Annotated in this window: 10 protein-coding genes; 2 read left to right on the forward strand and 8 right to left on the reverse strand. The window is 65.9% G+C overall.

Going from position 1 to position 22,561, the window contains the following annotated elements:
• Positions 1-5: 5 nt before the first annotated feature.
• Positions 6-2,072 carry a S9 family peptidase gene (locus AC3ARF_RS11155; RefSeq protein WP_498927932.1) on the reverse strand — a complete coding sequence of 689 codons (2,067 nt, stop codon included), beginning with the start codon at positions 2,070-2,072 and terminating at the stop codon, positions 6-8.
• A 221-nt stretch (positions 2,073-2,293) separates the two neighbouring features.
• On the opposite strand from AC3ARF_RS11155, the gene AC3ARF_RS11160 reads away from it, so the two are divergent.
• Entirely contained in the window at positions 2,294-3,826 is a 1,533-nt protein-coding gene (locus AC3ARF_RS11160) for a peptide MFS transporter (protein WP_498927933.1), read from the forward strand.
• 76 nt (positions 3,827-3,902) lie between these two features.
• Here AC3ARF_RS11160 and AC3ARF_RS11165 read toward each other — a convergent pair whose 3' ends face one another.
• The 4 genes from AC3ARF_RS11165 to AC3ARF_RS11180 all read right to left on the reverse strand — a co-directional run bounded on the left by AC3ARF_RS11165 (position 3,903) and on the right by AC3ARF_RS11180 (position 17,527).
• Positions 3,903-5,885 carry an alpha/beta hydrolase family protein gene (locus AC3ARF_RS11165; RefSeq protein WP_498931845.1) on the reverse strand — a complete coding sequence of 661 codons (1,983 nt, stop codon included), beginning with the start codon at positions 5,883-5,885 and terminating at the stop codon, positions 3,903-3,905.
• A 331-nt stretch (positions 5,886-6,216) separates the two neighbouring features.
• Positions 6,217-6,699 (reverse strand): single-stranded DNA-binding protein, encoded by a 483-nt coding sequence (gene ssb / locus AC3ARF_RS11170; RefSeq protein WP_036139205.1) that lies wholly within the window; start codon positions 6,697-6,699, stop codon positions 6,217-6,219.
• 183 nt (positions 6,700-6,882) lie between these two features.
• Positions 6,883-10,596 carry a TonB-dependent receptor gene (locus tag AC3ARF_RS11175; RefSeq protein ID WP_498927935.1) on the reverse strand — a complete coding sequence of 1,238 codons (3,714 nt, stop codon included), beginning with the start codon at positions 10,594-10,596 and terminating at the stop codon, positions 6,883-6,885.
• A gap of 10 nt (positions 10,597-10,606) precedes the next feature.
• Complete coding sequence (locus AC3ARF_RS11180; protein WP_498927937.1) at positions 10,607-17,527, reverse strand: CLIPPER-2 domain-containing protein; 6,921 nt, start codon at positions 17,525-17,527, stop codon at positions 10,607-10,609.
• A 420-nt stretch (positions 17,528-17,947) separates the two neighbouring features.
• Here AC3ARF_RS11180 and AC3ARF_RS11185 point away from each other — a divergent pair, with 420 nt between their 5' ends.
• Positions 17,948-18,943, forward strand: coding sequence for a polyprenyl synthetase family protein (locus AC3ARF_RS11185; RefSeq protein ID WP_498927938.1), 996 nt, complete (start codon positions 17,948-17,950; stop codon positions 18,941-18,943).
• Between the two features lie 11 nt (positions 18,944-18,954).
• On the opposite strand, the gene AC3ARF_RS11190 is transcribed toward AC3ARF_RS11185, so the two are convergent.
• From AC3ARF_RS11190 to murL, 3 genes are all read right to left on the reverse strand, one after another.
• A complete protein-coding gene (locus AC3ARF_RS11190) occupies positions 18,955-19,737 on the reverse strand; it encodes a dienelactone hydrolase family protein (protein ID WP_498927940.1) in 783 nt (260 codons plus the stop codon).
• 72 nt (positions 19,738-19,809) lie between these two features.
• Complete coding sequence (gene murD, locus AC3ARF_RS11195; RefSeq protein WP_498927942.1) at positions 19,810-21,210, reverse strand: UDP-N-acetylmuramoyl-L-alanine--D-glutamate ligase; 1,401 nt, start codon at positions 21,208-21,210, stop codon at positions 19,810-19,812.
• Positions 21,191-22,552 (reverse strand): UDP-N-acetyl-alpha-D-muramoyl-L-alanyl-L-glutamate epimerase, encoded by a 1,362-nt coding sequence (gene murL, locus AC3ARF_RS11200; RefSeq protein WP_498931847.1) that lies wholly within the window; start codon positions 22,550-22,552, stop codon positions 21,191-21,193. The genes murD and murL overlap by 20 nt, the downstream gene beginning before the upstream one ends.
• Between the last annotated feature and the right edge of the window lie 9 nt (positions 22,553-22,561).

Here is a 22,561-nt window from a genome sequence, read left to right on the forward strand (position 1 = left end):
GTGCGCTACTGGCCGATGTGCTTCTTCAGCCAGCCGTTGACCGTGTCATGCCACTGGATGCTGTTCTGCGGCTTCAGAACCCAATGGTTCTCATCCGGGAAGTAGAGGAACTGTGAATCGATGCCCTGGCGCTGCAGCGCGGTGAAGGCGGCGATGCCCTGCTCCACCGGGATACGGAAGTCCTGCTGGCCGTGGATCACCAGCATCGGCGTCTTCCAGTTCTTGACGTGGTTGACCGGGTTGAACTGCTCGTAGTTCTTCGGCACGTCGTACGGGGTGCCACCCTGTTCCCACTCGGTGAACCACAGTTCTTCGGTGGCGTAGCCCATCATGCGCTGGTCGAACACCCCGTCATGGTTGACCAGGCACTTCCACGGCCCGTTCCAGTTGCCGGCGATCCAGTTGACCATGAAGCCGCCGTAGCTTGCGCCCAACGCGCAGGCCTTGTCGCCGTCGATGAAGTCGTACTGCTTCTGCGCGGCGGCCCAGCCCTTCTGCAGGTCCTCCAGCGGACGGTCGCCCCAATGCTGGCTGATCGAATCCGTGAAGGCCTGGCCGTAGCCGGTGGAACCGTGGAAGTCGATCATCACCGCCACGTAGCCCTGGCCCGCATAGGTCTGCGGATTCCAGCGATAACTCCACCCGTTGCCGAAGCTGCCCTGCGGACCACCGTGGATCAGGAACGCGACCGGATACTTCTTGCCTTCCTCGTAATTCCACGGCTTGACCACGTAGCCGTACACGGTGTCGCCATTCCAGCCCTTGAAGCTGAACTGTTCGACGTCGCCGAACGTCACGTCCTTGAGCATCTCGCCGGCGCTGGGCGTGATCGCGCGCAGCGGAGCACCGCTGATGCCGCCGGTCATGATCTGGTCGCCACTCTTCAGGCTGTTGCGGGTAAAGGCGAGGGTCGGACCGGCCAACTGCACCGAGCCGATGGAGCCATCACCGACCAACTGGGTGACACCACCGCTGGCGACATGGACCGCGAACAGCGGGTGCTGGCCCATGTCGCCGGCCGGCGTGTAGATGGTCTGGCCGTCCGCGGACAGGGTGATGCTGTCGGCCGAGCGATCCCACTTCGGCGCGATTTCGCGGCGCTTGCCGGTCGCGAGATCCATCTCCATCAGCGCGAAGCGATCGGCCTCGAAGCCCGGGCGCTTCATCGCGCGGTAAAACAGCTTCTGGCCGTTGCGCGCGAAAACGGCGCCGGTGTCCCACGCCGGGTTGTCCGCGGTGAGGTTGCGCGCCTTGCCGCTACCGTCGGCGTTGACCTGGTAGAGGTCGAAGTTGGTGGACCACGGCTCGGCGCGGTCGGCCTTGCGCGCGCTCAGCACCAGCGTCTTGCCGTTGGGTGCCCAGGTGTACTCGGTGCTGTCGCCGAACGGACGCGAGGGCACGTCACCGACGACATCGCCGCCGACGAGCGTGGCACGGGCTACCGCCGGCTTGCCCGATGGCGGCAACGCGGCCACGAACACGCGGTTCAGACGGCCGTCGTTCCACGCATCCCAGTGGCGGATGAACATGCGATCGAACACCTGCCCAGTGCTCTTGCGCTCCCCCGCCTTGTCCAGTCGCTGCTTCGTGCACGCGAGGTCCGTGCCGCAATCGACGAAGGCCTCGGTATTGAAGGCCACGCGCTTCCCATCCGGCGAGATCTGGAACCCGCCCACGTCGGCAGGCACGTCGGTGAGTTGCCGCGGGGTGCCACCCGTCGCGGGAATGGCGTACAGCTGCGACGACCCCGACTTGCCGCTCAGGAAGTACACGGTCTTGCCATCCGGCGCGAACGCCGGCGAATTCACGTTCCAACCCTCGGGCGTCAGGCGCTTGGGCGGGGCGGCATCACGCGCGAACAGGTCTTCGACCCATAGCGAGGTGGACGACTTGTTGGCCGGCAGGTCGACCACCCGCTTGGCAAACACGACCATCCGGCCGTTGGGCGACAGCGTGGGCGAGGACACCCGATCCATGGCCGCCAGGTCGCGGACATCGAGGCCGCGGGGGGCAGCGTGGGCGGACAGCGCGGTTGCGACCAGCAACGGCAGCAGGGCATGGCGAAGCGTCATGGGGTTGGGTCCCGGGCAGGCGAAAACGCGATGGTAGGCCGTCGCGATAGCGATTCGCAAAGCTCCAAAGTCATGCTGCAGGTGCAGCATTCTGGCGTCGGGTAGACGATTACCGCCTCGCGGACGCCCGACGCACCGCGGCTATACTCGCCCGACTGTCTGGCCCGGAGCCCCTTGTGACTGCCACCACTGCCTCACCCCTGCCCTCTACGGGCGAGTTCATGGGCCACCCAAAGGGCCTCTACGTCTGCTTCCTGACTGAAATGTGGGAGCGCTTCGCCTTCTATGGCATGAAGGCCCTGCTGTTCCTCTACCTCACCAAGCACCATCTGTTCAGCGATACCGACGGATACCTGCTGCTGGGCACGTACGCCGGTCTGGCCTATGCGCTGCCGCTGCTGGGCGGCCTGCTGGCTGACAAGTACCTGGGCATGCGCAAGGCAGTGGTGTTCGGTGGCGCGCTGCTGGTGCTGGGCCAGCTGGGCATGGCGTACACGGGCCACGCGGCCGCGGGCTCGCAGGGTGCCGGGCAGCAGGACGCCTTCGCGGTGCAGGTGATGTATTTCTCCCTGGCGCTGATTGGCGTCGGCGTGGGCTTCCTCAAGCCCAACATCTCCACCATCGTCGGCCGGTTGTATCCCGCCAATGACCCGCGCCGCGATTCGGGCTTCACCATCTTCTACATGGGCATCAACGTGGGCGCCTTCCTCTCCTCGCTGATCGTGGCGTGGATTGGCGAAAAGATCGGCTGGGGCTATGGCTTCGCGTTGGCCGGCATCATGATGGCATTGGGCCTCGTGCAGTTCCTGTGGGGCCGGAAGCACCTGCTCGGGCATGCGGAACCCGCGGATCCGGCACTGCTGAGGGCGCCCGTGTTGGCGGGCCTGTCGCGCGAATGGGCCATCTACCTGGGCGGTCTGCTGCTCACCGTGGTGGTGTGGCAGGTCCTGCAGACCCGTATCAACTTCGGCCCCCTGTCCGCGCTGTTCGGCGGCCATGAGGTGACGCTGACCGAAGTCGTCGCGGTGCTGCTCGGCGCGGGCCTGTACATCTGGTTCATCCGACTGCTGTTCTCGGGCATCAGCCACGCCGAGAAGGGTCGCATGATCATGCTGATGACGCTGATCACGGTCAGCGCCCTGTTCTGGGGCCTGTACGAGCAGACCTACGGCCCGTGGGTGGCGATGGCCGACCGCGTGATGGACCGCACCACGTTCGGGATCGAGTGGACGGCAGGCCAGACCACGGCGATCGGTGCGCTGTTCGTGATCGCGTTGAGCCCGGTGTTTGCGTGGATCTGGCCGCGGCTGGACAAGGCCGGACTTAACCCCAGTTACCCGGCGAAGTTCGCCTGGGGCCTGCTGTTCTGTGGCTTGGCCTTCGGCGTGCTTGCGTTCGCCTCGGCCAATGCCGGTGACGAAGCCACGGTCAGCCTGTGGTGGATGATCCTTGCTTACTTCGTGTTGGTGCTGGGCGAGATGGTGCTGTCGCCGGTCGGATTGGCGGCGGTGACCTCGCTATCGATCCCGCGCGCGGTGGGCATGATGATGGGCGCTTGGTTCCTGTTCTCGGCCTTCGGCGAAATCATCGCCGGCCGCATGGGCACCTGGGCGGAGATCGCCCCCGAAGCCAGTCGTGCGGAGGCGTTGGCGGTGTATGGCGGGGTGTTCACCAAGATGATGTGGATCGGGCTGGGCGCGGCTGTGTTGTTGTTCCTGGCGACGCCGATGTTGAAGCGACTCGTGAAGGATTGATCGGCTTTTCTTACCGAGTCAAGAGAAACGGCGCCCAAGGCGCCGTTTCTTTTTTGCATTGCCCATGCGCCAAGGGTCAGGGAGCTTTGCCCTTCGCGCCTTCCGTCGGTGCCGTCGCCACGCCACCGCCCAGGTGACGCGAGAGGAAAGCCAGGAGCTTGCGGGCATACTCCGCGCGGTTGGTCTCCAGATAGAAGCCATGCCCTTCGTTGGGGTAGTACAACGTCTCCACCGATGCTCCCGCCTTGACCAGCGCCGCCTCCATCATCTTCGAGTGCGATATGGGGGCGACTTCGTCCTCGCCACCCGCGGCAAGGAACACCGGCACTTTGATGCGTTCCGCCATTCGGTTGGGTGACACGGCGGCCAGGCTCGCCAGGTCACCTACCCACTCAGCGGACCACCTACCGGCGCGACTGCTGTTGCGCGCATCCTCCTTCTGCATGGCCGGCAGGTCGTAAACGCCCACGTACCCCACTGCGCAACGGTACAGGTCCGGCTCCTTGGCCGCCCCCATCAACGCAGCGTAGCCGCCGTAGCTGCCGCCGTAGATGCAGATGCGCTTGGAGTCGGCGTACCCCTGGGCGACTGCCCAATGCGTGGCATCGGTGAGGTCGTTCTGCATCTTCCCGCCCCACTCGTGGGCGCCTGCTTCCTGGAATGCTTTGCCGTACCCGCCCGAACCGCGGAAATTGAGCTGAAGGACCGCATAGCCTGCGTCGGCAAGCATCTGCACTTGGTCGTCAAACCCCCAGTGGTCCTGGATGCCGTAGGGTCCGCCGTGCGGCATGACCACCAGCGGCAGGTTCCGCTCGCCCCGACCCGCCGGCAACGTGAGATAACCATGCAGCTTCAGGCCGTCCCGTGCCGCGAGCGAAAACGGCCGCATCTCCGACATTTTGGCCGGATCAAACCAGCTGCGTCGACTCAGCAGGTGCGACATCTTCTTGGCTTGGGTATCAAACAGATAGAAGTCGCCTGGGCTGCGGTCACTCCAGGTCTCGACCAGCGCGAATCGGCCGTCGTCGGTCTCGGAAGTGATCCTCACAGGGTCGGGCGCGAGGGCGGCCTCGAGGGCCCGGTAGAGGCGTGCGCGCGGTTCCTTCTCATCATAGAACGCAAGCTTGGGCTTGCCATCCATGAAAACGGCGCCAACAGGCCTCCCTTGGGCGTAAAGGTGTCGTGCGGGATCCGCAACGGCATCGCGCAAGACCTGCGTGGTCTTGCCCGTGGCGGTGTCGTAGGCCAGCACGGCATTGGGCCCACTCTCCTGGACGGCATCGAAGTAGGCGATGGCGTTGTCGGCGGAGAATCCAATGGGTTGCCACGCGGTGCCGGAAACCGCCTCGTCATTGACCAGTCGCCAATCGTCGCCCCGGGCGTCGCGGTAATGGAGCTTCCAGCGGTTGTCCACGCCAAACCCATGCGCGAACCGTACCTCGCCCGCGTTGTCGGTCACGAAGTGCGCATTGCGGACCGGTGCGTTCGCCACCGGCGTACGCCGGCCGGTATAGACGTCCATCCGCTCGGCACGGGTAAACGGATCATCGCTGAACGGAAAGACGGCGATGATGACGTTCTTGTCATCGGCAGGAAGATCGTCGACCAGGCGTGCTGCGACCATCTCCACTTTCCGAGGCTGGATCTTTGTTCCCAGACCGTTGCCTTGGACGCGCTGGCCAACCAGTATTTCAGCTCCGCCACCCTGCGCATTGATGGCGTAGATTTCCCCGGTGCCACGTGGCTCAGCGAGAGCGCCCATCTTCTCCGAAACGGAAATGAGCAGGCGCTCGTGGTTGACCCAGGTAAAGTCCTCCACATGCGTGTTCCGCCCAAGGGCGAAACTGGTGGTGACCTTGTTGTCGCTGCGTCGCATCACGACGAGGATGGTCCGATCATCCAAGGGAACCGTCGCCGCGAAGTAATCCCCCTTGGGCGAGATTTCGATCGTCTTGAACTGATCCCTCTTTACATACGCCGAGACATCCACCCCATCGGCGATTGCGACCGCAGACCACACCATGGCGGCAAGTGCCGCCGCCCCTGCAATTTTCCTCATTCCAACTCCCTTTTCCCCAATTGTGATTGGTGCTCCCATGCGCCAGGCGGACCGCCGCCCCAGGTCCCAGGCCATGGCGTGAGCGCGCTCAGGCTACCGCAGATCGCAGGTGCAGCCGCCTTGTGGCGGTGGGAAAATTTCGAACGACCCCTGCGAAGCCCTGTGCCGCGAGCTGGGCGTGACTTGGTGCACAGATCCGACGACGGGTCTGATTGGGTGCGCGGAAAGTGGAATCGACCGTCGCGGCAGTGCTACTCAAAGGCGCCAAAAGCGAAAGCCCGCTGAAGAGCGGGCTTTCGAGGCATAACGCACGGGCCTTGTCCGACAGGCTTCAGAACGGGATATCGTCATCCGCAAAGTCGTCGGCGAAGTTGGTCTCACGGGCCGGCGGCGCCTCGCGCCGGGGCGCCGACTCCTGGCGCATGGGCGGGCGCGACGGGCGCTCGCTGCGCTCCGCGCGCGGCTCGCCACGGCCTTCGCCACGACCACCCAGCATCTGCATCTCGTCGGCGATGATGTCGGTGGAGTAGCGCTCCACGCCGTCCTGGCCGGTGTACTTGTCGTAGCGGATGCTGCCTTCCACGTACACCTGCGAGCCTTTGCGCAGGTACTCGCCGGCGATCTCGCCCAGCTTGCCGAAGAACGTCACCCGGTGCCACTCGGTGCGCTCCTGCTGGTTGCCGTCGCGGTCCTTGCGGACGCTGGTGGTGGCCACGCGGGCCTTGGTCACGGCCATGCCGCCCTGGGTGTACTTGGTCTCGGGGTCGTCGCCGAGGTTGCCGACCAGGATGACCTTGTTGATGCCACGTGCCATGAGTGTTGTTTCCTATAGTTGTCACCGGCATGCCCGGTGATCGCCATTGCAGTATACCGGGCCGCTCGCCACTATCAGGGGGGACCGCTTGGGGGCGTAGGAATTGGCCTCGCCGGGGGCCAGAAACCAGCAGGGCCGCGGTTTCCCGCGGCCCTGCCCGTGCTTCCAAGCCCTGCCTGCCGGTCAGTAGTAACCGGTCAGGTTCAGGAACCAGCCCTTGTTGTCGTACTCCAGGTCCGTCAGGTCGTCGCTGAAATCGGTGAAGTTGTAGCCAAGCCCAACCTTGAAGTTCTCGCCGATGTGGCGGTCCAGCCCCAGCAGGGCACCCTGCCGGCGACCACCGTCCTTGACGTCCAGCCAGCGGTACTCGCCGATGCCTTCCCACTTGTGGATCAGGTGGTAACGGACCTGGACGGCCGCGAAGTTGGCGCGACTGTCCAGCCACGTGCCGGTGTTGCGGCCCATGCGGTAGTCACCCCAACGACTGGCCAGCTTGCCCGCCAGTTCCCACTTGTCGTCGAGCTGGTAAATGCCTTCGAACGACAGGACCTGGCTCTTCTGGTCGTAATCGTCGTCATACGATGCGTCCGGCGCCTCGTCCTGGCCCAGGCTGACCAGGTCGTACAGGTAGGTGTAGCGGCCGAACAGCGCCCAGCGGGTGTTGTCATGCGGGCGCCATGCAAAGCCCGCATTGACCTCGGCCAGCTTGGCGTCCGCCAGCGGGCTCTGGTCGTCCTGCGTATCGGCATAGTTGGCGCGGAGGGCGATGCGCCAGTCCTCGTTGATCTTGTGGAACAGGCGGTTGGTGGTCACCCACTGCTTGCGCTCCTCCGCGCCGGTGTCACGCCGGTATTCCAGCTTGCTGGCCCACTGGGTGCGGGCATCGGTGCGGCCGCCGCTGACGCTGTAGGCGCGACGGTCCACCTGGCCGCCGGATACCGCCTCCAGTTCGCCGTCCATCAACGTGAAGCCCATGTTCCAACCAACCGCGGGGTAGAAATCCATGCCGAAGGTATGGGCGATGCCCGACGCGCCGGTGTAGCGGTCCTTCAGGAACTGGCTCTCGTTGAACATGGTCGCCTGGTTGGACAGGCGCCAGCGCTGGCCAAGGGTCCAGCCGTTCTGCAGACCGCTGTTGAACAGCGGATCGCGCTCGGTGCTGTCGGTGCTGTAGTTGTACGCACCGTAGAGGGTGTGGTCCGCGCTCATCCGGTATTCGGCGTCGATCTTGCCACCATGGCCGCGGCTGCCGCTGCTGACTTCCGCACCGACACTGGAGCGGTCACCAAACAGGTAGCGCGCGCCCAGGGTCAGCAGGTTGTTGCGGTCATAGGCGCCGTCGTCGTCATCGACCGTGTATTGGCCGATGCCGTAGACCTCCAGCGCGGCGTTGAAGCGGTGCCGGTAGCTGATGGCCGCAAGCATCGCGTCCACGTCGCCGGAGAGGCGTTCCTCCTTGAGCCTGCGCAGTTCGGCACCGAACCGGCCGTCTTCGGTCACGCGCCAGTCAAGGGTGGCCTGGGCCTGTTCCAAGGCCTCGAATCCACGCTCCGCCCGACTGTAACGGGCATACATGCTCATCGCCTCGGTGAAGTAGCCCAGGATCTCCGCACCGTGCTCTTGGATGTCCACGCCGGAATCGAAGCGCGCCACGGAGAAGCCGGCGTCGATGTCGCGCCACCAGGCGCCCACGCTCCAATCGTGCTCGGTCCAGCCCAGTTCCTTGAAGTTGGCGCGGGCCTCGACCGACTTCGCGTCACCCTCGCGGGCACCGACAGTCGGGTTGCGCTCCACGAAGCTGAGGCCACCGTTGTCCGAATAGAAGATCGGCGCCGCAGTGGCCTCAGTGCGGGCCTGTTCCAGCTTGAGGTACGTGCCGCGACCAGCCTGAAGGATCATGTCGACCCCCTTCAAGCTGTAGTCCTCGCCGCCGCGGCTCTCCTCCACGTAGGTGCCGCCGACCGCGAAATTGTCGCCCAGCCACTGGCGGCCGCGGACGCCCGCGGTCACGTCATCACTGTTGAAACCGGCGGGGACATACTCGTAGTCGGCCAGCAGGACCTGCTGGAAGCCATCCAGCGGCGCATCGCGGGTCAAGGTACGCACGTTCTCGCGCGTCACCTGCGCCAGCGGACGGGTGAGGATGACGCGACCTTGCAGCTCGTCGATCTCGTAGTCCGCGCCGCGCAGCAGGTCGACGCGGGCCTCCACCCGGCCGGTGGTGCGATCACGCACTTCCAGCACCAGCTTGTCCGAACCTGGCAGCACATCCGTGTGCCGCAGGTAGTACAGGCTGCCGCCAGTACCAAGGAACTCGCTGTGGCCCGGCGCGGTTTCCGCCTCGGAGCCGAAGACGCGCAGCTCGCTCTTCGGGTCGCCGAGCATGGTGGTGCCGTTGCTGCGCAGGTTCAGCGCAGCGCCGTACAGCGAGCGGTTGTACTGGCCGAACTCGGTGCCGGTGATACCGGTGTGGTAGTTGCCCCACAGCACCTGGTTCTGGTTCCAATCCACGCGAACATACAACTTGCCCTGCGTGTCGACATCGCGGTACGTGGTCGAGTCATCGCCATAGACCGGGTAGTACATGTCCGGGTCAAGGCGACGGAACACGTCCTGCGGGTCGGCTTCGTGGAAGTCGTCGAACAGGTCGCGGAGCTCGCGCTCGCGGGTATCCGCCTGCGCGGTGATCAGGTACTTACCCTTGACCTTGCCCTTCAGGTAGAAGGCCAGGCGCCCATCGGTGATGAAGCTGTCGTCGTAGCGGTCACCCGCAGCGAGTGGCTCAACACTGCCGCTGACGTCATTGTCCGACAAGGTAACGTCGGCCAGTGCGACCAGGAACAGGTACTCGCCGGTCACGTTGACGTCCAGCGAATGCTGGGTCGCGGTGGCGCCTTCGCGCAGCTCCACGTTGTAGCGGTGCTGCCCGACGGGCTCGAGGAACTCGGCGACGAACTTGCGCTCCTGGTCGACGGGGAAGTTTTGCCCGTCGATGGTCAGCAGCATGTTGGCCGGCACGTCACGGCCGAAGATGCGCACCCGCGATCCATGGATCGGGATGTTCTGGATACGCAGGTTGCTGCGCCCGTAGATCGCATCCTGTACCTGGCGGTTGCGGGCCGCGCTCTCTTCCATCGACATGCCCAGCGTGCGCTGCACCGTGTCGCGGATCTGCTGCAGGCCGCGCTTGTGCTGCTCCGGCGTGACGAGCTGGATCCGTTGGCCAACGGTCTCGTCGAAGTTGCCGTCCTTGCCGTAGGCGCGGGCGACGTACAGCAGGTCGTCACCCGCGCGCAGGTTCAGGCCAGCGGGCAATGCACCGTCCCAGTCCTTCTCGGAGACGTTGGCCACTGGCAACGTGATCGTCGCCAGGGGCGTGACGCGGTCCACGTCATCGCCGCGGTAAAGGGTGACCTCCACTCGATCGATGAAGGAGGCGTAGTTGGTGTACCCGTGGAAGCGCAGCGGCTCGACGATGCGGCCACCTTCGAACGGCACGGTCGAGCCCGCCTGCACGTTGAGGATGGGCTGGCCCAGGGTCGGGTCTTCGGTGGCCCAGATCAAACCGCCGCCAGGCAGGTCGATCTGGAACTTGCCGACAATCCGCGCCGAACCGGGCAATGCGTCCTCGCGGATGACGTCAACGCGGCGGTTCTGCTGGAGGGCGCCAGAATCCTCACCCTGTGCCACTGGGCGCTCTTCGCCGCGGGTTCGCACCCGGAAGACCAGCACGTCCTCTTCGTCGCAGACTCCGTCGGGACACTGCGCGCCTTGGGCGCCGGCACCGCCCGTGGTGGACGCCCCGTTCGAGGCGTCCTGGGCCACGGCCGGCCAGGCCACACCTGCGGACAACAGACCGATCAGGGTCATGTCCAGAAGCTTCATCTTGATCTTCATGGTCATATCCTCAGCGGTCGCCCACGCCTGTCTCGGCATCGATCTCGTCGGAGATGTCGACACGGACGCGCTGCCTGACTTCCGGATTCAACTGGGCCAGAATCGCGTCGAACACCGCTTTGGATCGGCGCAGGCCCAGATATCGGTTGTATTCATTTGAAGCGCGCATGTCGGCGTGGCCCACCAGCCCTATCGCGCCGCGCCCCCTTCGATTGAGGTCGTCAGCGATTTCCTTGATCAGCCCGCGGTACTGCGGCTTGATCACGGACTTGTCGGTGTCGAACAGGAAGGTGCCAAGGTTGATGCCGCGATCCAGGCGCACCATCGTCCCGGATGTATCCGCCACCACATCCACCACCACGAGATCCGCAAGCGCCGGGTCGAGCCTTGCTTTCAACGCATCCTGCACCGCGCGGGCTCGGGCATAGGCCAGCGACTCTTCCTCGGCCTTGGCGGTGATCACGATGCGTCCGCCGTTGTACTCACGAACTTTGTCGGCGACCTTGTCGATGACCGGCAGGTACTGGGCCTTGAGGGCCGACGAGCGCGAATCAAACATGACTTCGCCCAACTCGGCATCCAGCTCCTGTCGCCCGCCCTTCATCTCGCCCTTGGGCAACTTCACGCCGAAGTCGAACCGCGCCGGGACCCCCGGGGTGATGCGACGCACGCGCGGGTTTTCGGTGGTGAACACGGTGCCGACCGGCAGGGTGCTCGCATCCACCTTCAGGATGAAGTTGCGGCCGCGGCTGAAGTCACCCCCATCGATGCCCACCAGGTGGTAGCGACCGAAGGCGTCGGTTTCCATGATCAGACCTTCCACGGAGCCGATGCGCACGCCCGGGATGCCACGCTCGCCCGGCTGCTGGATGCCGTCGCTGTTGCGGTCGTCGAAGACCGTACCGACGATGAGGCTTTCGTCCAGCATCGGGTCGCCAATGATCACCACTTCGGCCGTAGCCTCGTTGCTGATGGTGTGCTCGGTCGGGTCCACGGCGATGACGCGGTTGATGTGCGTGCCATGGCCCACGCCGGCGCCCACTCGCAGGAAGTACACGAAGGTGGCAGTCCCGTTGGTGGCGATGTCGACACCGGAGATTCGGATCGGGTCGACGCCGCTCACCACCACGTTGTCATTCTCGTCGTCAGCGGTCAGCGAGTCTTCCACGAAGGTGAAGCCGCGCGGAGGTGTATCGACCAGGGTGGCATCGACCACCGGCCCGGGGCCCACGTTGCGTGCCACCACGGTGAACCGCACCAGGTCGCCCACGCGGACCTCACGCTTGGCGGCGACCTTGCTCAGCACCACCGCCATTTCGTGCAGCGCCTCCACGGTGACGGAATCCTGGTTGGAGGTAACCGTCTGTTCGTTGAAGGTGCCGCTCGCAGTGGCAATGTTGGTGATGGAGCCCGCATCGAGGTCGGCCTGCGTGACGGTGTAGCTTGCCGTACAGGTCAGCATCGCTCCCGGCGCCAGGTCACCGGCCGGGCATGCCACGGTGGCGATCTTGTCGTCGCTGACCGTAATGGGGCCGGTGATGGTGACGTTGCCCGTGTTGCGCACGTCGTAGGCGTACTGGATCACGTCGCCAACCGCGGTGACCGTGGTGCCGGACAGCAGGCGCTTGTCGAGCGACAGGGCCGGGCGCTGGGTGGCGGTCACGGTCACCGTATCGGGCGGCGACTGGGTGGTGCCACTGGAGGCCGTTGCGACGTTGGTCACGGAGCCGTTGTTGATGTCGGCCTGCGTGATCGTGTAGCTGGCCGTGCACGTGAGCGTCGCGCCCGGGGCCAGGCCACCCGACGGCAGTGCCGGGCAGTTGACGGCTGCGATCTTGTCATCGCTGACCGTGATCGGATCGGTGATGATCACGTTGCCCGTGTTGGTGACGTCATAGGCGTACTGAACGACGTCGCTCACGCTGTCGTACGGGTTTCCGGAGACCACGCGCTTGTCGAGGGCCAGAGCGGGTTCCTGCAGCGCCTCCACGGTCACCGTGTCCGGGTTGGAAGTCACCGGCTGGCTGTTGAAGCTGCCGGCCGCGGTCGCGATGTTGGTCACCGAGCCGTTGTTGAGGTCAGCCTGCGTCACCGTGTAGCTGGCGGCGCAGGTGATCACCGCGCCCGGCGCCAGGTCGCCCGCCGGGCAGCTCACTGTCGCGATCTTGTCGTCGCTGACCGTGATCGGACCGCTGATGGTCACGTTGCCCGAGTTGGTCACGTCGTAGGCGTACTGGATCACGTCACCCGCGGCAGCGAAGCCCGCGCCGGAGACGAGGCGCTTGTCCAGACTCAAGGCAGGCGTCTGGGTGGCAGTGACCGTGGCGCTGTCCTGCGCCGAATTCACCGCCGCATTGTTGAAGGTGGCGCTGGCGATTGCGATGTTGGTCACCGAGCCGGCGTTCACATCGGCCTGGGTGATGGTGTAGATCGCCGTGCACGTCACCGTGCCGCCGGGGGCCAGCGTGCCCGGCGTCGCCGGACAGGTCACCGTGGTCTTGTCATCGGCCACCGTGTACGGCGCCGACAGCGTGACATTGCCGGTGTTGGTCAGCAGGTAGCTGTAGCTGATCACGTCGCCTGCGGCGGCATACACCAGCGGCGAGGCGGTCTTCTCCAGACCCAGGGACGGCGAACGGGTTGCGTTCACGGTCTCGGTCGCCTGGTTGGAGCTCACGGTACCGCTCGTTGCGGTCGCCAGGTTGGTCACCGAACCGGCATCCACGTCAGCCTGGGTGACGGTGTAGCTGGCCGTGCAGGTGATCGAACCACCCGGTGCCAGCGCGCCACCCGGCAGTGCCGGACAGGTGACCGAGGTCTTGTCGTCGGCCACCGTGATCGGATCCGTGATCGCAACGTTGCCCGAGTTGGTCACCAGGTACTCGTACTGCACCACGTCGCCGGCGGCGGAGTACGGATCACCCGAGATGGCGTTCTTCACCAGTGTGAGCGCCGGCTCCTGCAGTGCCTCAACAGTCACGGTGTCCGGGTTTGAGGTCACCGGCTGGCTGTTGAAGGTGCCGGCCGCGGTCGCGATGTTGGTCACCGAGCCGTTGTTGAGGTCGGCCTGCGTCACCGTGTAGCTGGCGGTGCAGGTGATCAGCGCGCCCGGCGCCAGGTCGCCCGTCGGACAGGTCACGCTGGCGATTTTGTCGTCGCTGACCGTGATCGGACCGCTGATGGTGACGTTGCCCGAGTTGGTCACGTCGTAGGCGTACTGGATCACGTCACCGACGGCAGCGAAGCCACCGCCGGAAACGAGGCGCTTATCCAGGGTCAGGGCCGGCGTCTGCGTCGCGGTCACCGTCGCATCGTCCTGGTTGGACGCCACCGGCGCTCCGTTGAAACTGCTCCTCGCGGTCGCGACGTTGGTCACCGAACCGGCGTTCACGTCGGCCTGGGTGATGGTGTAAGTCGCGGTGCACGTTGCGGTGCCACCCGGGGCGAGCGTGCTCGGCGTCGCCGGGCAGGTCACCGTGGTCTTGTCATCGGCCACCGTGTACGGCGCCGACAGCGTGACATTGCCGGTGTTGGTCAGCAGGTAGCTGTAGCTGATCACGTCGCCTGCGGTGGCATACACCAGCGGCGAGGCCGTCTTCACCAGACTCATCGACGCCGTCTGCGTCGCGGTCACCGTCGCGCTGTCCTGCGCCGAATTCACCGCCGCACTGTTGAAGGTGGCGCTGGCGGTTGCGATGTTGGTCACCGAGCCGGCGTTCACATCGGCCTGGGTGATGGTGTAGATCGCCGTGCACGTCACCGTGCCGCCGGGGGCCAGCGTGCCCGGCGTCGCCGGACAGGTCACCGTGGTCTTGTCATCAGCCACCGTGTACGGCGCCGACAGCGTGACATTGCCGGTGTTGGTCAGCAGGTAGCTGTAGCTGATCACGTCGCCTGCGGCCGCATACACCAGCGGCGAGGCGGTCTTCTCCAGCCCAAGGGTTGGGGTGCGGGTCGCACTCACGGTTTCCGTGGCCTGGTTCGAGTTCACGGTGCCACTGGTCGCGGTGGCGACGTTGGTCACCGCACCGGCATCCACGTCAGCCTGGGTGACGGTGTAGCTGGCCGCGCAGGTGATCGACCCCCCCGGTGCCAGCGCGCCACCCGGCAGTGCCGGACAGGTGACCGAGGTCTTGTCGTCGGCCACCGTGATCGGATCCGTGATCGCAACGTTGCCCGAGTTGGTCACCAGGTACTCGTACTGCACCACGTCGCCGGCGGCGGCGTACGGATCACCCGAGATGGCGTTCTTCACCAGTGTGAGTGCCGGCTCCTGCAGTGCCTCCACCGTTACGGTGTCCGGGTTGGAGGTCACCGGCTGGCTGTTGAAGCTGCCGGCCGCGGTCGCGATGTTGGTCACCGAGCCGTTGTTGAGGTCAGCCTGCGTCACCGTGTAGCTGGCGGCGCAGGTGATCACCGCGCCCGGCGCCAGGTCACCCGCCGGGCAGCTCACTGTCGCGATCTTGTCGTCGCTGACCGTGATCGGACCGCTGATGGTCACGTTGCCCGAGTTGGTCACGTCGTAGGCGTACTGGATCACGTCACCCGCGGCAGCGAAGCCACCGCCGGAGACGAGGCGCTTGTCCAGACTCAAGGCAGGCGTCTGGGTGGCAGTGACCGTGGCGCTGTCCTGCGCCGAATTCACCGCCGCACTATTGAAGGTGGCGCTGGCGGTTGCGATGTTGGTCACCGAGCCGGCGTTCACATCGGCCTGGGTGATGGTGTAGGTCGCCGTGCACGTCACCGTGCCGCCGGGGGCCAGCGTGCCCGGCGTCGCCGGACAGGTCACCGTGGTCTTGTCATCGGCCACCGTGTACGGCGCCGACAGCGTGACATTGCCGGTGTTGGTCAGCAGGTAGCTGTAGCTGATCACGTCGCCTGCGGCGGCATACACCAGCGGCGAGGCGGTCTTCTCCAGTCCAAGGGTTGGGGTGCGGGTCGCACTCACGGTTTCCGTGGCCTGGTTCGAATTCACGGTGCCACTGGTCGCGGTGGCGACGTTGGTCACCGCGCCGGCATCCACGTCAGCCTGAGTGACGGTGTAGCTGGCCGTGCAGGTGATCGAACCACCCGGTGCCAGCGCGCCACCCGGCAGTGCCGGACAGGTGACCGAGGTCTTGTCGTCGGCCACCGTGATCGGATCCGTGATCGCAACGTTGCCCGAGTTGGTCACCAGGTACTCGTACTGCACCACGTCGCCGGCGGCGGCGTACGCATCACCCGAGATGGCGTTCTTCACCAGTGTGAGCGCCGGCTCCTGCAGTGCCTCCACCGTTACGGTGTCCGGGTTCGAGGTCACCGGCTGGCTGTTGAAGCTGCCGGCCGCCGTCGCGATGTTGGTCACCGAGCCGTTGTTGAGGTCGGCCTGGCTCACGGTGTAGCTGGCGGTGCAGGTGATCATCGCGCCCGGCGCCAAGTCGCCCGCCGGACAAGTCACGCTGGCGATTTTGTCGTCGCTGACCGTGATCGGACCGCTGATGGTGACGTTGCCCGAGTTGGTCACGTCGTAGGCGTACTGGAGCACGTCGCCAGCACTGTCGAAACCGCCGCCCGAGACCAGACGCTTGTCCAGGGTCAGGGACGCCCTGGTGATCAAAGTGTTGGTGAACGTGCAGGTGATGTCGTCACCCGGCGCTGGGGTCAAGCCGAAGGTTGCGCCGTTGCCCGATGGCATGGAGGTCGGACTGCCTGCGGTTGCGTTGGTGCACGTATAGGTGGGCGTGTAGTCGGCCAAGGTGGACACGCTGCCGGCGGCCATTGCGTCGGTCAGGGTCAGCCCGCTGCCCGGCGATGAATAGAACGTCACCGACGCGGTCGTACCCGTGCCACTCGTGGTGGCGGAGACGGGCGCCGGGATCGTGACGTCGCCGCTGTTGGTGAGCGTCCCGCCGCCGGTGCCGGAAACGGTGAATTGGTCCGCCGCGTTGTTGCGACCGCCCACGACGTTCTTGACCAAGGTGATCCTCGAACGTTTGGTGTTGGTCACCGTGCAGTTCGCGGCGGGCGCTGCGGAGGTCAGGTTGGCGATGAAAGTGCCGTTGGCCTGGCCGGTGGTATCCACGTTGCCACTGGTGCAGGCAACACTGGAACGCCAATGCAGCGGCACGTTCTCGTCGATGGTGACGCTGGAGCCTGTCGCACCAAAGGTCGTGGTGACACGCTGCGTGCCTCCGTCGACCAGACTGAAGCTGCTCGGAGAGGTGTTTGGACCGTCGACGGCGGTAAACGCAAAGGAGTCGGGGGCGGCGTCGGGCAGGGTCTGCTTGGTGACGTCCACATGACCGACCACTTCGACGTTGCTAACCGATGCGATGCCACCCGTGCACTTGGAAGTGGTTCCGGCGCGAACGACGCCGGGGCCGGTGCAGACACCGCCAGTGTTCTGGCTGTAAGTGAGCGTGTACGGCATGACCAGCTTGCCGTCAGCCCCTGCGGAACAGGTCAGCTTCACGTTCTGGATGGTGACGGTCGTAGACCCGTTGGCGTTGAAGTCGCCGCAGGTATCGGCTGGCTGGGTACCCGCATCCAGATCGGCAAATGGCGCTGGGGATTCCGGGAACGTCGCCACGGAACACATGCCGCCCAGTTGCGCGGGATTGTTGCCGTCCTCTCCCATGAACAGACCGAGGTCGTAGCGGTCCGTGGAGTTGGACTGCAGCGTGAGTTGCACGCTGACCGTGATCTCCGACCCCGCCGCGCACGTGGCTGGGGCGCTGATCGCCTCCGCGGTCACGATGTGCGAAAAGTCGTTGGCCGTGCACCCGAGGTTCGTCGGGTTGTCCATTCGATCAGCCAGGCAGGACAGGCCATTGGTGGCGCTGACCGTCTGGGCCTGCGCCGCGGGCGCGATGCCCACCATCGGGAGCAGGCAGGCCAATGCCATCGGCGCGAGCTGCCGCAAGCGAAACGCACCGGAGCGGGTTCCGGACATTGCCGCATTGGTATTTTGGTATCCAGATCCTGTGGCCATCTCGGCGCTCCCACTTCACTGCGTCATCGTCGGGAAATGCGGACGCCCAGCCGGCGCACGCGCGCTTGGCCAAGCGACAAGAAGGACCTGTGGGTATGAGGCCGCGCGCGGTCGGACTCGCCGACACGCTTCGGACAACCTCGGTAGTGCCCCTGTGACAGAACCCGGCTCCCGCCGGTCCCCCAACAATCCCCTCTCACCCCGCCATTACGTGCGGACTGAACAGGACCGGCCAGAAATGAGACATAAGTCTCGTTTTGACCCTAAATATGTTAATCAATGGTTAATATTTGCTTCACGCAGCTCGGGCGTCCGCGCGACGCCGACGGGCAAAACCGCCCCAACACCTATACTTGTGGCCCCTCGCCCACCCGACACTCCATGCACGCCCAAGACACCGCCTCCGCCCTCGACCTGAAGACGATCCAGGCCCTGGCCCAGGAGGACATGGCGGCGGTGGACGCGTTGATCCGGCGCCGGTTGGCCTCGGACGTGGTGCTGATCAACCAGATTGCCGATTACATCGTCAGTGCCGGCGGCAAACGCCTGCGGCCGATGCTACTGCTGCTGGCGGCAGGTGCGCTTGGCCATCGGGGCGCGGACGCGCACCAGCTGGCCGCGGTGGTGGAGTTCATCCACACCTCCACCCTGCTGCACGACGACGTGGTGGACGAGTCGGACCTGCGCCGTGGCCGTAAGACCGCCAATGCCGTGTGGGGCAATGCCGCCAGCGTGCTGGTCGGGGATTTCCTGTACTCCCGCAGCTTCCAGCTGATGGTGGAACTGGACAGCATGCAGGTGCAGCGCATCCTGGCCGACACCACCAACCGCATCGCCGAAGGCGAGGTCTTGCAGTTGCTGCACGTGCGCAACCCCGACACCGATGAGCCGGCCTACCTGCGGGTGATCGAGCGCAAGACCGCGGTGCTGTTCGCTGCCGCCACCCGGCTGGGTGCGCTGCTCGCCGGCGCCAGCCCGGCTGTCCAGCAGCAATTGTTCGACTACGGCCTCAACCTCGGCTACGCCTTCCAGATCGCCGACGACGTGCTCGACTATGCGTCCGACGCCGAGACGCTGGGCAAGAACCTGGGCGACGACCTCGCCGAGGGCAAGGCCACCTTGCCGCTGATCCACGCCATCCGCCACAGCGACGCCGCGACCCGCGAAGTGCTGCGCGCCGCGATCGAGCACGGCGACACGGCGGCCATGCCCGCCGTGATGGCCGCCATCCATGCCACCGATGGCCTGGGGTACAGCCGCCAGCGCGCGCGCGACTACGCGGCTCTGGCCGAGCAGTCACTGGAGGCCCTTGAGGACAACGATTACGTCGCCGCACTTCGCGGCCTGGCCCGCTACGCGGTCAGCCGCGATCACTGAGTGGGTGGGGGTTATCTGCCCGCGGCAAACCGCTCCGCAAGGAAGCCCCGCATAATCCGCTCTGAACGCTTGGCCGCCCGCTCGTTGTAGGCGCAACCCGGCTGGTTGGCGTGCGGCAGCGCGAAGCAGTGCACGGCACCGCTGAAATTGACGAACTGCCAGTCGACACCGGCGGCATTCATCTCCTTCTCGAAGCCTGCGATGTCACCCGCAGTGCTCTTGTCGTCGGCGCCGTTGAGCACGAGCACGCTCGCCTTCACCGCTCCGGGGGCGGCCGGCATCGCGGTGGACAGGCCGCCATGGAAGCTCACGACCCCGGCAAGGTCGGCGCCGCTGCGCGCCAGTTCGAGCACCGTCGCCCCACCGAAGCAGTAACCCAACGCGGCGATGCGCGACGGGTCGACCGGCGCCTTGCCGACCTGGGCGCGCAGGACCGACAACGCCTTGTCGGCCCGAGCCCGCAGCCCCGGGCGGTCGGAATAGAGCTTGGTGACCTGCGCGCGGGCCTCGGCATCATCCTTGGGGCGCACGCCCTTGCCGTACATGTCGGCGACCAGCACCACGTAGTCACGCCCGGCAATCTCACGGGCCTTGGCAATGTTCGGCGCATTGATTCCGCGCCAGTCGGGGACCATCAGCAGACCAGGACGCTTGGCCGCCACCGCGTCGTCAAAGACCAGCACACCGCTGAAGTGTTGCTCGCCCACGGTCCATTCCACCGGCTTTTCCACCATGGCGGCATGGGCGGCGGGCGTGAGCAGCAGCGCAAGGAGGGGAGCGAAGACGCGGGACATGGCAGCACTCCGGCAGGGCAGTCCGGGGAGCTTACGCCTGCAGGCCTTTGGGTGCCGTCGACGATGCCCCGATCAGGCGATGCCCAGCCCGGGGATCGTGCTGATGCTGTCCGGATCGAATCCACCCAGCGCGGCGAAATGACGCCCCCGCGCGACGTAGTCCCGGTACGGGCCAAAGCTCGGCGCGCCAGGCGATAGCAGCACCACCCCATCGTGACCCAGCACCGCTTGGGCCTGCCTGATCGCCGCAGGCAGATCCTCCGCCGCGGACAGGGTGAAGCGCCCCTCCCCTGCCAGGGGTTCCAGCAAGGCATGGATGCGCGGACCGTTCTGCCCCATGGTCACGATCGCCAGCGGCGCATCGTGCTGCATCGCCCCGGCAAACGCATGCCAGTCCACGCCCCGGTCGTGGCCGCCGACCAGGATGGCGACGCGACGTCCGCGGAAGCAGTCCAACGCCGCCAGGCTGGCAAACGGCGTCGTGCTGATCGAATCGTTTACCCAGGTGAGTCCATCGCGCACACCCAACGTCTGCAGGCGGTGTGGCAGCGGATTGAAGCCGGCTGCGTGTGGCGCGAGCGCGACCGCGTCCAGCCCGAGCGCCTCGATGGCGGTGAGCACCGCGCACAGGTTGCCGCGGTTGTGGCGGCCCGGCAGCGGTAATGACGAGGTATCCATGACCAGAATGTCACCGCGGTACAGCAGGTCTTCGCGCAGGTGCCAACCCTGCGCGTGGCCGAAGCGGCGCACCTCGCTGTCGGGCAGCGACAAGCCTGCCAGATGTGGATCGTTGGCGTTGATGACCGCGATCTTGGGGCGCGCGCCCGTCAGCAGGCGAAGTTTGTCTTCAACGTAGCGCGCTTCGCTGCCGTGCCAGTCCAGATGCTCCGGGAAGAGGTTGAGCACCACTGCCACTTCCGGTCGCACGCCACTCTCGGCGACGTCGCCGGTCTGGTAGCTGGACAACTCGATGGCGCGAAACGCGGGCACCGGCGACTCCGCCAGTTCCAGCAGCGGCAGTCCGATGTTGCCCGCCAGCGCGGTGACGTGACCGCCCGCGCGCAACAGGTGTGCCAGCAGCGAAGTCGTCGTGCTCTTGCCCTTGGTGCCAGTCACGCAGACGGTGTTGGCCACGAGGCCATCAGCGCCCGCATGTTCCGCAAACCACAATCCGGTGCCACCGACGAAGCGGGTGCCCTGCGCAACTGCGGCCATCGCATCCGGCTTGTACGGACTGATGCCGGGCGACTTCACCACAATATCGAAGGCCGACAGGCGATCGGCGGCGGCGTCGGTTTCCACCACCAGCAGCGGGTCGGCCAAGGCCGCCGCATCGGCAGTCTCTTCAGGAGTGCAGAACAGGGTCAGCGACAGCCGGGGCAGGTTTGCACGGATCGCCCGGTAGGCGGCGCGGCCTTCGCGCCCCCAGCCCCAAAGCGCAACCCGTTGTCCCTCAAGCTGCGAGATGCGCACGCAGGCGGTCCCACAGCTTGGCGGGGATGCGCTGTTCGTCATCAATCACCAGCAGCGGCTCGATGCCGAGATCCGCAACGTCCAACTGCGGCAGGATCATGCGCGCGAAACGCTTGACCAGCGCGTCTTCGCGCCATTCGGGGCGCGCGGCCAGCGCAGCCATCGCCGCGCGGGACTCCTTGCCCTCGCCCACGCACTCGAACGGCTTGTGGTCCTCGAATTCCAGCAGGGCGTCGTAGCCGGCGGTCTGCGCCTCATCGTCCAGCAGGTTGCGACCGAAGATCCCGACCAGGCGCGGCTTGGACATGAAGGGTGCCAGCGCCAGGAACACGAAGTGGCACTTGGGACACACGCCGCACCAGCGGTTGGCCGGGCGCTCGCCAAGGATGTGGAAGTTGCGGTTGCAGCTGCTGAAGTGCGCGTCGTAGCGGTCGGTGCGGGTGAACTGCCTCGCCACCGCCAGCTCGCTGAGCGGGCGCAGCAGCGAGTAGTAATGCAGGTCGGCCGCGACGTGCTTCTCCACGTAGTCGCCAAAGGCGGACTCGAAGGCCCACCCCTTTGACCACTGGTGGTTCACCTCGCCGGTGCCTTCGATCAGGCTGCCGTAGCTGGCCGAGCGCTCGTTGGAAAACACCACCTGGTCCACACCATGCAGCAGCGCGGCCAGCACCAGGATCGCGGAGTTCACCGCGGTCACCGGGATGTGGCCGTTCCACGCGCCCTCGCGGTTGTAGTCGAACAGCTGCGGCGCCAGCGCACGGCCCAGATTGAGCGTGGGCAGGCCCGTGCGTTCCGCGCAGGCCTTGATCAACTGCGAGCCGCCGATCCAGGTCACGGTCTGGTCGACGCCGAGCGCACGCAGCGCCTCGATGCTGACCAGCGAATCCTTGCCGCCGCCAATGGCGACCAGCGCGTGCTCGCGCAGGCCGAGCGCCGGGGCCGACGCATGTGCGTCGGCCGCATGCGGGAAGCGGATCTTGCCGTGCAGGTTCAACCCATTGCGGTAGGCGAATTCCCCCAGGCCGTTCACGTACACCGACTCCAGCAACTCCGCCGTCTCGGCATCGATCGCGTACGACTCGATACGGATCTCTTCCGGCACCGCCGCCTTGTAGTAGCTCACGCCGGTGATCAGGTGCAGCAGCTGCAACGCGCGCTGCACCGCTCCGGCGCGCGCCGCGTCGAGGATGAATGGCGCGCCCGGGATGGTGATGGTTTCCACCAGTTCCGGGCCGTCGTCGAAGGCGTACACCAACCGCGCGACGCCCGTCTGCGGATCCAGTTCGCACCGCACGAACCGGAACGCCTTGATGCCGTCACGCTGGAACCGCCACTCGCCCATGTCCACACC

It is taken from the genome of Lysobacter sp. KACC 24251 (genome assembly GCF_057747755.1).